The sequence below is a fragment of the Providencia sp. PROV040 genome (assembly GCF_032706145.1).
In the GTDB taxonomy this organism is placed as follows: Bacteria; Pseudomonadota; Gammaproteobacteria; order Enterobacterales; family Enterobacteriaceae; genus Providencia; species Providencia hangzhouensis.
The window spans coordinates 2,818,993-2,830,735 of the sequence record NZ_CP120530.1 but is presented as its reverse complement, the minus strand read 5'-3'; the positions used below and the strand labels follow the sequence as shown (position 1 = coordinate 2,830,735).

Genomic DNA, 11,743 nt, shown 5'->3' with positions numbered 1-11,743 from the left:
CCACCAGCACGGTGGCTTTTTTATTGAGGCATATGTGATGGATGAATTTAAGTGGCGAACTCAGGTTCAGGATTCACCCGTAGGTGAGTTTAGGCATCGAGTTAGAGAGGTGGTGTTTGGCGACGGGTATAAGCAGGTTGCGGGGGATGGCATTAACCCCGAATCGCAGTCATGGCCCATTACCTATACAGGGCTAAAAGTTGATGTTATTCCTATTTTAACTTTCATTCGACAACACACAACAACGTCTTTTATCTGGATATCACCCTTAGGTGAGAAAGGGCTGTATCGAGTGAAAGCTGACTCTATCTCAATGAAACCCGCTGGTGGTCGAACTATTACGATATCAGCAACATTTGAACAGGCGTTTAGTGCATGAATATCACTTCTGATGTACAAAAATTAGAGCCCGGCAACCGCATTCAATTAGTTGAAATCGATGGCAGCGAATTTGACGGTCCCATTCTTCGTTTTCATGCTTATAACTTACCACACACGGAAGCAGAGCTTGAAGCAATCACGGATGATATACGGCCCAAATCAATTTGGTGGCAAGGTAACGAATATGCGGCTTGGGCTTATGAAATTAAAGGTGTTGCCAAAAACAGTGATGGAAGTCCAACGAAACCTCTATTAAAAGTTTCAAATATTGACGGGTTGGTCTCTTCGCTTTGTTTGCAGTTTGACGATATGACACAAGCGAAAGTAACGATTTACGAAACATTTTCGCATTATTTAGATAGTCGAAATTACGCTGAAGAAAACCCAACGGCTAACCCCGATGAGCATTTTTCACAGGTTTACTATATTGAACAAAAAACCAGCGAAGTTGCTGGAGATGCGGTTGAGTTCAGATTAGCGAGTCCGTTCGATTTGCAGGGGATGATGATACCTGTTCGGCAAATCCATAATCTCTGTTTCTGGTGTATGAAAGGTGACTATCGTAGTGGTCGAGGGTGTAACTATACGGGCAACAAGTATTTCGATGAACGGGGAGAGCCTGTTGATGATCCTGCGTTAGACAAATGTGGTGGACTTATCAGTGATTGTAAAAAACGTTTTGGTGAAAATGAGCCTTTAGATTTTGGAGGGTTCCCTGCAGCAGGATTAATACGATGATCACAAAGAAATTAACCGAGGCGATATTTCAGCATGTTAAGTTGGAATATCCCAAAGAGGCCTGTGGTGTTATTTGCCAAAAAAGCCGAGTCAAAAAATACTTCCCCTGCAGTAACCTTTCCGATAATCCCAACGAACATTTTGAACTTTCATCCGAAGACTATGCCATTGCTGAAGATTGGGGGGAGCCTATTGCAATTGTACACAGCCATTGCGGGGATGGCGCTACGACTCAACCGAGCGAAATCGATAAATTACAGTGTGATGCAACGGGGTTGCCGTGGGTTATTGCATCATGGCCAGAAGGGGATGTTAGATTCATTCAGCCTCGAGTAGAACGCGAGTTGGAAGGGCGTCCCTTTGTGCTGGGCCATGCAGATTGTTGGTCTTTAATTATGGATTACTACCGACAAAAACACGGTATTGAGCTGTATAACTACAGCGTCGATAGGCACTGGTGGGAAGAAGGTGAAAACCTGTATATGGATAATTACCAGAAAGCGGGGTTTGTCGACGTTCCTGGTGAGCCTAAAGAAGGTGACATGGTGATTATGCAAGTGCAAGCCGATGTTCCCAACCATGCGGGGGTAATAGCCGACGGCATGTTACTTCATCATCTATATGGCCAACTGAGTCGACTTGTTCCCTACAGCGATTATTGGCGGGATCGAACGGTTAAAATTGTTCGGAGGAAAGAATTGGTATGAATGAGCTCAAAACTATTCGGCTGTATGGCCAACTCGGTACGTTGTTTGGACGGGAGCATAAATTAGCGATTAACTCTCCTCGTGAAGCCATAAAAGCCTTATCAGTGCTCTATGAAGGCTTTGAGCAATTCCTTGCAAATGCACACCTTAAAGGGTTGGTGTTCGCGGTATTTAAAGGTAAGCGCAATATCAGCGAAGATGAGCTGAATTTAGATACCAGCGAAGAAATTCGCATTGCACCGGTAATAAAAGGGAGTAAGCGCGGGGGATTTTTCCAAACAGTACTGGGTATCGCTATGATTGGGCTTGCGGTCTGGAACCCTGCCTTTTTAGCTATGTCAGCTACCACCAATAGCGCTTTAATGCTAGGCGGGGCGGCAATGGCAATTGGCGGTGTCGTTCAGATGCTATCCCCCCAACCGCGTGGTTTATCCATACGCCAAGATGCGGATAATAAACCATCGTATGCTTTTGGTGGCGCAGTCAATACAACAGCTCAAGGCAATCCAGTACCACTACTTTACGGGCTAGGCCGCCGTGAAATCGGGGGCGCAATTATCTCTGCTGGGATATACACCGAAGATCAGCAATAAACTACATCAACTTTCAATGTTAAATAGCGGCTTAATTGCCGTTTTTTTATGGGTGAAATATGAGAATTCAAGGCGCGAAAGGTGGGAGTTCAAAACCTCGGACACCCGTAGAGCAAAAAGACAGCCTATTAGCAGAATCAACGGCAAAGTTACTGCTTGCTATTTCTGAAGGGGAAATTGCTGGTGGGTTAGATGATACGTGTATTTTTCTTGATGATACCCCAATCGGTAATGCAGATGGCTCTAAAAACTTTGAAGGTGTGACGTGGGAATTTCGTGCCGGTAGTGAACATCAGGAATATATTCAAGGTATCCCTTCTGTTGATAATGAAATTGCGGTGGGGATGGAGTTAAAAGACGATCAGCCATATGTAAGAACGGTCAATAATACCCAGTTATCGGCGATCCGCATTCGCTTGTCTGTGCCTCAATTTCTCCAGCAACACGATAACGGCGATACCACAGGTTATCGTGTCGATTATGTCATTGAGCTTTCCACGGATGGGGCTGGCTATAAAGACGTGGTTAAATCCGCCTTTGACGGTAAGACCACCAGCGAGTACCCAAGAACGCATCGTATTCATTTACCCAAGGCTTCTACAGGTTGGCAAGTTCGTGTTCGCCGTTTAACGAAAAACCAGAATAATGCACGCATTGCGGATCGGATTAATATCGCCGCGATTGCGGAAGTGATAGACGCCAAATTGCGGTATCCAAATACGGCTCTGTTATTCATTACCTTTAATGCCCGTCAATTTAATAACCGTATTCCTAAAGTCAGTGTGCGCCCACAAGGGGGCTTGTTGATTAAGGTACCAACAAATTATGACCCCATTAATCGGACCTATTTGGGTGTGTGGGATGGAACGTTTAAACTGGCTGCAACGAATAACCCAGCATGGGTATTTTATGACTTGGTACTCAATAACCGTTACGGCTGTGGTGACCGTATCAAGGCGTCACAAATTGATAAATGGGATTTGTATAAAATTGCACAATATTGTGACGAATTAGTCCTAGATGGACATGGTGGTGACGGTAAAGAGCCCCGTTTCTTGTGTGATGTGTATATTCAATCGCAAGAGTCTGCTTATACCGTCCTGCGTGATATCGCCGCAATTTTCCGTGGCATGACGTTCTGGGCGGACAATAAAGTCAAAGCGGTTGCTGATATGCCTGCCAGTATTTTCCGTACTTTTACCAATGCAAATATTGTGGGCGGCAAACCCTCTTATTCAGGTGGCAGTACTCAGAATCGCTATACACAAGCACTAGTTTCTTTTACCGATATTAATAACCACAGCAATGATGATATTGAGCCCGTAGTCGATTTAAAGCTTCAGCGACGTTACAAGACTGTGCGTAAGGTGGAGTTATCCGCTATTGGGTGTACTCGTCGAACTGAAGCCAATCGTCGTGGACGCTGGGCGTTATTAACCAATGCCAACGACCGCATGATTTCCTTTGCGACAGGCTTAGAGGGGGCAATACCGTCTCCTGGTCATATTATTGCGGTTGCTGATTCATCACTAGCGGGTCGCAATACGGGTGGTCGTATTTCATTAGTAGAGGGACGTAAAATTACCCTCGACAGAACGACCTCCATTAAAGCGGGTGATCGCTTAATTGTAAATTTACCAAGCGGGGGTTCTGAGGGGCGAACAGTCACGACGGTGAATAAAAAGGTGGTCACGGTTTCTGTTGAATATTCACAGGTACCACAAAAAGAAGCCGTGTGGGTAGTGGATTCTGACGACTTAGCCGTTCAACTGTATCGAGTGATTAATATCAGCGACAATGGTGATAATACCTACACCATTAACGGTACCATTCATAACCCTGACAATTATGACCACATTGATTCAGGGGCGCGTATTGATGAGCGGCCAATTACAGTTATCCCGCCCAATGTGCAGCCAGCACCGAAAAACGTGCGTATTTCCTCCTATTCACAAGTAGAACAAGGTATTGCATTCACCACATTGCGTGTTGATTGGGAAGCTGCTGAAAGTGCGATTGCGTATGAAGCCGAGTGGCGTCGTGATAATGGTAACTGGATAAATGCCCCGCGTACATCAACGCTGGGTTTTGAGGTCAATGGTATTTATGCCGGGCGTTATCAAGTTCGCGTACGTGCAATTAATGCATCTGAAATTTCTAGCGTGTGGGCTAGTGCGGAAGAAACCCAACTCAACGGCAAAGAAGGTAATCCACCGAAGCCGCTTAATCTACGTGCGACCTCAGAGGTTTGGGGTATTACATTGGATTGGGGCTTTGATGTAAATACCAGTGACTCACTCAAAACAGAACTGCAGTATTCACCTGAAAATACCGCTGATTCTATGCAGTTGCTGGCGGATGTGCCTTATCCCCTGAAATCCTATCGTATGTCTGGCCTTAAAGCGGGTGTGCGCTTCTATTTTCGTGCAAGGTTGGTAGATAAAAGCGGTAACCAATCAGAATGGACAGGGCTGGCGTTAGGTGAGTCTTCGGCAGATGTTGAAGGGATACTGACTGTTGCGGGTGAAAACTTCCTCAGCAATGAAGCTGGCCAGCGAATGGAGTCTCGAATTGAGGATATTGAAGAAGAGCAAGTCAATATCAAACATGACATCGTTGATGTTGATAGCAAGACAATTGAACTTGATAACAAGGTATTAAATCTTAATACCGATTTAGCAATCGTCAATGAAACAGCATTGCAAAATCAAATTTATGCAACGAAATTGAGTTATGAATTCAAGCGCGAGACAGTCAGAACCGAAGGTAAAATATTCCGACTTGAAGAGGTTAATGCACAGCAAGATGCTGCAGCTGCGCGTTTTCAAGAGCAAATCAGTGCCAGAGTGGATTACAACGCTTCTGCGATTCTTCGCGTTGAACATGCTCAAGTCACGCTTGAAGAAGCCACTGCGGAGAAAATCAACCAAGTAACAGCGGAAGTTGACGCAGCCAAAGGACGTATTACAACGGTTGAGAAAACCACTGCGACACTGGAAAAAGCACAGGCCGAGTTCAAGCAGTCCACAATTGCAGAATTTGGCGATATTTACGGTGCGCTCACTCGCATGGAAATTGCGAACACCAACAAGGAAATCGCCCAAGCTGAAACAGCAATGCAGACCATTGCTAGCTTTAGCAAGATGACTGACCGCTTGCGAACCTCTGAAGCCAGCATTTTACGGAATGAAAAAGCGATAGCGACGGCTGACAAAGCGATAGCGGAAACGGGTGTTCAGCTTAAAGCGCATATTGATGATACTGCGGCAAATATCACTGATATCAAAAAGGTTCAGGTTGAACAAGATAAGGCACTCGCCCAAACCCGAGAGCAGCTCACTGCGGATATTAAAGCGGGTGATGGCCAACTGAAGGAGGATATTGATAAACAGGGGCGCGAACTGTCGGATGTGAGTAGTGTTGTTGATTCTCAAAAAACGGCTATTGCTAATTTGGAAGAAACAACAACAGAAACGAAAGAAAATCAGCAAAGTATCTATGAAGAAATGCATGCTAACTTTGCACAGGTACGCAAAACGCAAGCAGATCAAGCATTATCACAAGCGGAGTCGACATCTCAAACTACAGCGGAAGTAAGTAAAGTCCGTAATGATAATCGCAAAATCAAGGCACAAGTTGAGCGTACGGAAGAAGCAACAGCCACACTGGAAAAAGCCCAAGCGAAGTTATCCGAAAAAGTTTCCGCTTTGAATGAAGAAACGGAAGCGGCATTTGTTCGCGTCACTGAATCAATCGCTGAGGTAGATAAAGCCCAAACCCAGCATACCGAGCAAACTCGTGCGGAGTTACAGAAAAACATTGATGAGAAAGGCCAGCAAATCGATGAACAAGGAAAGGTCATTGATAAGCAAGGTAAAGACCTTTCTAACGTCAGTTCAGCGGTAACTAAAAACACTAATGCGATAGCGGATACCAATAAAACCGTTGCAGAAAACGAGGAGAAAACAAGCAGTCGCTTTGAGGGTAATGAAGCTGATATTGCTCATATGCAGAAAACAGAAACAGACAAAGAGTCTTCCCAAGCGGAAACGCTCTTACAGCTTGCTGTGCAAAATATGAAGCAAGGCAATGATGCAAGAGTAATTAAGGCTAGCATCATTGAGACCAATAAGCTGATTGCGACAAATGAAAAAGCCCATGCTGAAAAATTTATCCAGTTGAATGCACAGTACGAACAAAGCAATGCTCGCTTTACTCGTATTGAAAAAGCGATTTCAGACAATGAAAAGGCTCAAGCGGCCGCTAATGAGCTAATTCATTCCGAACTTAAGGACACCAAAGCGGAAATTGAAAAACGGGCGGAGACGTCAGTTGATCATAAGGGAAATGCATCATCGGTATTTAGCATCAAATCAGCGGTTATGCTCAATGGTCAGTACCATGAGGCACAAATGATGATTGGCGCTATTGTCAAAAATGGAAAAGTGACAACGCAAATTGGTTTCAGTGCTGACACATTTGGTATTTTTAACCCTGCAAGCGGCAAGTTAGATCCGGCATTTGTTGTCGTTAACGGGCAAGTGGTTATTAGCGAAGCGCTGATTAACAAAGCTATGATTGGCAGTATTGTTGTGCAAACGGATATGCGCTCACCTAACTATGTGCCGGGTAAATCGGGTATGCGTATTGATATGCAAAACAGTGTGTTTGAGACAAACAGTAATGAGGGGGATTACTCCGTTATTCGAAACAGTAAAGGCGACTACTTTAAGTATAAAAACACCTACATTATTGAATTGGGGTGGTTCTTATGATTGATAGTTTGTATGGCTTGAAAATTCGGAATTTAGACGGCAGTGAGTTTGTGTTTAATGAACGAACCGCCCCTGCGACCAATCTTTGGACTCGTTACGTTAGGGCGAATGATGGCCTCTCCCCTGATGGGGGGTGGCTAACATCAAAATGGACATGCCCGAACGAAATTCCAGAGGGTTATGGCTTTCAGGTGGTTTCTTTGACGGCGGCAGAAGTCACGTTTACGCAAAGCGGGGATAGGCGGTATGTATCGGGGACCCAAGATAAGATCGCCTATAGTTCCGATGGTCGAAAAGTCACGGTAATGGGGTTTAGTGATACGCATAATTTTAATTATACAAAAATTATCGCGTTTCCAACCATCGTATCACAAAAAGCCGCGAGTGGTTTTGGGCTAAAAGTTATGGGGAGTTCTATCTTTTTGGAAAATACACCACCTCTTGGTTATGCCTATGCGACTCATAAAGCCAAGGTCTACATTACGGACGCCTTTAACATTGAAAGCACCTTCCCCGGGCTAACAATTGAAAATGCTGTGTTTTTCTTTTACACCGACGATAACAAATCGTTTATCCGCTTGGAGCCTTCAAACGTACAAAGCTGGGAAAAGTTAAAGTGGTGGCGTTATGTCAGTCGAAATCGAAACAGTACCAATATTACCGCCTATTCACCCGCGTGGTATTGGGTTGTTGCTTTTACGAATGTGCAACCCGCCCAACTGGATACGCCCGGCTTTGGCTTAAAAATCCGCAACCTTGAAGGGAAAGTCACATTTAACTCTCAAATGGGCGTAATGACACGGCCTATTACCATTCCGGGCAATCAAATACCGCTAGGTTCAGGCATTAACGTTGAACCCATTCGTCGGCCCATGTACACACCGACAAAGGTCGGGGAGATATTCAGCAGTGATGGTGGTTTAGGCTGGTGGCGAGACTTAAATATCGGTAATTTAGGAGAGTCTCAAATCAGTTTATTTCAAACCAGTACCTCTCAACAGCGTGGTTATCACGGCAATCAAACGATAGCCCGAACCGCAACACCGGCTATTTTTCTAGACGCTGCAGATTATTTTCCTTTTCCATAGGTAACCAGATGAAAAAAATCAAATATGCGATATTCGCAGGGATCGTCGTGCTTATTGCTGCGTGCAAATCACCCGTAACAGTCACGCACGAAGTATGTGAAGGGCTGTTTGTGATCGCACAATCTGACACAAACGAATTCAAGCAACATCACTGTATGAAGTAAGTAAACGAATACCTATAGGCCGCTTAAATGCGGTTTTTTTACGTCTAAATTTCGGAGAATTAATCCTATGTATAATATCGGTACCGTCAGCACCACAGCAAATAGTCCAAAAATAACAGGGACAGGCACACGCTGGAAAGATAACACTACGCTTGTCTCAGTCGGTCAGGTTGTGCTGATTGAAAATGATTCCAATTTACTTATCAATAGCATTTATTCCATTGAAAGTAACACGGCTTTAACATTGGCCTTCCCTGTTTCAGCAAAGCTGACTAATGCGAAATATATCATTCTAACAACGATGATTGACTCCATTTCAGATGGGGTTAATAAAGCGACTGCACAAGTCATTGCTAGCGAGATATTCACTGATATTTTCACAGAGCTGATGACAGGTACAGGCACTCTCGATTTTGAATTACCTAATGGGCAGAAAGTTAAATTACGCACTGAAAATGAAAAGGATAAGTTGCTAGATGGAAAGGTTGATAAAACTACAGGGGAAATGGAGTCAATAACGGTATATAAAAAAGGGATGAATTATCCAACTTTAAGACTGAAAAAAGATGATGGCTCAACTCTTTACTTAGAAGCTAAGCCTGACGAACAATCCGTCATGGCTCAGCTATATGAGCGTGGGCCTGATGGGAAAATCAAATACAGCACTTCGTTTCCTAAGTCCATGGGAACAGCAATGCAAGTTGGTAATTTTGGGCTAGGCGGTGCTGAAAATGGCGGTTTTTTACCAAGTGTTAGTGATTTTAGTAAAAATAAAGTTGGGTTCTATAGCCTTACACACACAATTGAAGGTATGGCAGAGCTTGGTATAACTGATTTTTATGGCTCAAGTATTATTGCAAAATATTCAGCAGGGAGTAATTCACAAGTATTGCTGTTGCCAAATTATAGTAATAGCTGGCTTCAAATGATACGAAAGAGCAGTACTGGCTCAAAACCAGAGAGATGTATTTTTTACTCAGACAAAAACACAACTAAAGACGCTAACGGCAACTTAAAAGCCGCTTCTCCGGTGGTAAAACTCTTCGCTGATGACATTGAGTTAAACGAAGAATCTGAAGGCGTTGAAATGGAGCACCTTGGTATTGGCCATTACCTCATTAAAGGTGTTGTGGGTTTTAATGCAGATGGTGCATGGGGTATCAATAACGGCTTTGTCATTCCTCAAGACCATAACGGTAAAAACATGGTTCTCATTGATTACGAGGTGAGACCTGATGGGGATATTGAAGTTTTTGTTTTCCACCAACAGAACGCAGATATGCCAGAACGTTTCCAGAACAAGCGCATTAAGCACTTTGATGAAGAAGGCGTGCCTGTTTACTTCGAAAACTACGAACCTTGCGACGTACCTGAATCACGCTGGATAGACATGCGTGTCGAAATGCCACCTAACTCCCTCTACAATCAAAAGCAAGCTGAAGCAGAGAGACTCGCTAAGCTAGAAGCAGAGCGATTAGCACAAGAAGAAGCTAAACGTGCAGCAGAGGAAGCAGAAAGGGCAGAGCAGGGCGCTGCGGAACAGGTAGAGCAACAATAAAAACTAATGCGCCAGCTCGAGTGGTTGGCGCATTTATGCCACCACCCAATCAGACCTGTTTGCGATATCAGAGCGTAAAAGATGTTCGTATATTATGATTTTTACTACTAGGTCTAACTCATGCCAATGAACAAGTTTGATACCAACAGATTGATAAGTCGAATTTTTAGCAATAAGCTGTTCATTTTCTATTGTCGTAGTAATATTTACTGAAGAAAACTCAATAATTTTCTTCTCAAATAGATGATAATTCCACTGATTTGTTTCCCTCATGTTTCCAATTAAAGCTGTAATACTTTTATGGATTTTTTGGTGGTGTTCTCTGACTACTTTATTTTTTTGGTAAATCCCGTTCATTTCTTTAATTGCTGCCACAGCGTTTTCTGAGACATAACCCGTGAATGTTGTATGATTCTTTAAAACTCGATTAAACACTTTAGTTACTAGACAGCGTAAATCACGGTTAGTTACTTGGGGTTTTGTGTCAGCACAAAGTTGGATTAATTCAAAAATATCTTTGAGGGTAATGCTCATTTTTATACCTGATAAAATGAAGAGTGTGATTATTCTTTATTATACTCATACCCCTGCGGAAATCTTTTGCTCAACTCTCTGTAATAAACTAAACGCTCACGAAAGTACTCGCGCAAGTGTTCGGGTTGCTGTCGCTCGACTTCAACATCGATAACTGGCTTGCCGAGTCTTTCGCAATAAGCGACACCGGAAGCGGCTAAATCGACATTCACTTTGTCTTTATCTTCTTTCGGTAGTTCTGCGAGATTGTGCATGATGGTTTTCTGCATGGGGACAATGAAACGAGTATAGCATGGAAGGGAAAACCACTGTGACGAGCTATGCAGAAATTGTGACACAAAGATTCAAATTCATGCGCCAGCTCGAGTAGCTGGCGCACTTAGATCACTTATCAAAATATTCCACTTCGGCTTCTTGGGTTTCAGGAAGCCAATCACCATCGATAAATATCTCTTCCAGTGTTTCTTCAATATATGTTTTCTTATCATTCTTCCCAAGACCGTCAATAGATACATTATCTTGAGTCCCCCAGTTTATATCAATATTTAGATCGGGGTATTTGGCGCTTAATCTTTTGGTGATTTCATTTCTTAATGCTTCAAAAGTACCTGTAGGTAACTGACCTTTTTTATTGCGGTTAAAGCGGATCTTGATAGTAACCATAAAACACTCCTTCGCAGGTTAATTGACTGGGTTTATATACAGTGTATTTATAGCCAGTATTTTTATTTTTGGCAAGGAGTACAGTCAGAAATAATCATGTGTTGTCATAATAAATGTGTACATGCGTGTGTGCATAATAATTAATTTTAATCATACTAATGGTTTTATCTATATGAATATTTTGAATTTTAATATATTATGTTATGTTATAATTCAAAATACCCCATGATAAGCTCCTGATTTTCTATTTAAGGGATGTCAAACAAAGTGTTAATAAATTACAGTTATTAACAATCTGCTTGAATTAAGAGTAGTCGCTATTAGGTATTATTACTAGAGAGGAAGGTCCAATTCAGAGAAACTTTTTTAAAAAAAAAGCCTCTGGTATACAGAGGCAATCGTAGGATATATATACTCGTCATACTTCAAGTTACAGCGTTGTTGACTGAATTCATTCGTCGCCTAACTGCACCATGAATTATTTAGAGTGTAGAACTCTTTATTGTCTGGATAAGATATCGGCTTTTATTGATAGGTGCTAT

The 11,743-nt window shown here is 42.9% G+C and carries 10 protein-coding genes; 7 read left to right on the top strand and 3 right to left on the bottom strand.

Translation table 11 applies throughout. From position 1 onward, the window contains the following. Window positions 1–37 precede the first annotated feature (37 nt). From P3L40_RS12960 to P3L40_RS12930, 7 genes are all read left to right on the top strand, one after another. Window positions 38–379, top strand: coding sequence for a phage tail protein (locus P3L40_RS12960; protein ID WP_110591993.1), 342 nt, complete (start codon window positions 38–40; stop codon window positions 377–379). Then, the gene (locus tag P3L40_RS12955) at window positions 376–1,119 is read left to right on the top strand and encodes a phage minor tail protein L (RefSeq protein WP_272693243.1); all 744 of its coding nucleotides are present in this window, start codon (window positions 376–378) and stop codon (window positions 1,117–1,119) included. Before P3L40_RS12960 ends, P3L40_RS12955 begins: the two co-directional genes overlap by 4 nt. After that, window positions 1,116–1,826 (top strand): C40 family peptidase, encoded by a 711-nt coding sequence (locus P3L40_RS12950; RefSeq protein WP_272693244.1) that lies wholly within the window; start codon window positions 1,116–1,118, stop codon window positions 1,824–1,826. Before P3L40_RS12955 ends, P3L40_RS12950 begins: the two co-directional genes overlap by 4 nt. After that, window positions 1,823–2,419 (top strand): tail assembly protein, encoded by a 597-nt coding sequence (locus tag P3L40_RS12945; RefSeq protein WP_272691161.1) that lies wholly within the window; start codon window positions 1,823–1,825, stop codon window positions 2,417–2,419. The genes P3L40_RS12950 and P3L40_RS12945 overlap by 4 nt, the downstream gene beginning before the upstream one ends. A gap of 59 nt (window positions 2,420–2,478) precedes the next feature. Beyond that, entirely contained in the window at window positions 2,479–7,194 is a 4,716-nt protein-coding gene (locus tag P3L40_RS12940) for a DUF1983 domain-containing protein (protein ID WP_272693245.1), read from the top strand. Further along, a complete protein-coding gene (locus P3L40_RS12935) occupies window positions 7,191–8,282 on the top strand; it encodes a hypothetical protein (RefSeq protein WP_272693246.1) in 1,092 nt (363 codons plus the stop codon). The genes P3L40_RS12940 and P3L40_RS12935 overlap by 4 nt, the downstream gene beginning before the upstream one ends. Window positions 8,283–8,513: 231 nt before the next feature. Beyond that, entirely contained in the window at window positions 8,514–10,004 is a 1,491-nt protein-coding gene (locus P3L40_RS12930; protein ID WP_272693247.1) for a hypothetical protein, read from the top strand. Window positions 10,005–10,037: 33 nt separating this feature from the next. Here P3L40_RS12930 and P3L40_RS12925 read toward each other — a convergent pair whose 3' ends face one another. The 3 genes from P3L40_RS12925 to P3L40_RS12915 form a co-directional block, all read right to left on the bottom strand. Further along, complete coding sequence (locus P3L40_RS12925) at window positions 10,038–10,538, bottom strand: hypothetical protein (RefSeq protein WP_272693248.1); 501 nt, start codon at window positions 10,536–10,538, stop codon at window positions 10,038–10,040. Window positions 10,539–10,567: 29 nt separating this feature from the next. Continuing rightward, window positions 10,568–10,795 carry a DNA polymerase III subunit theta gene (locus P3L40_RS12920; protein WP_272685896.1) on the bottom strand — a complete coding sequence of 76 codons (228 nt, stop codon included), beginning with the start codon at window positions 10,793–10,795 and terminating at the stop codon, window positions 10,568–10,570. A gap of 127 nt (window positions 10,796–10,922) precedes the next feature. Continuing rightward, on the bottom strand, window positions 10,923–11,201 hold the full coding sequence (locus P3L40_RS12915) for a DinI-like family protein (RefSeq protein WP_272693249.1): 279 nt from the start codon (window positions 11,199–11,201) through the stop codon (window positions 10,923–10,925). Window positions 11,202–11,743: the final 542 nt, after the last annotated feature.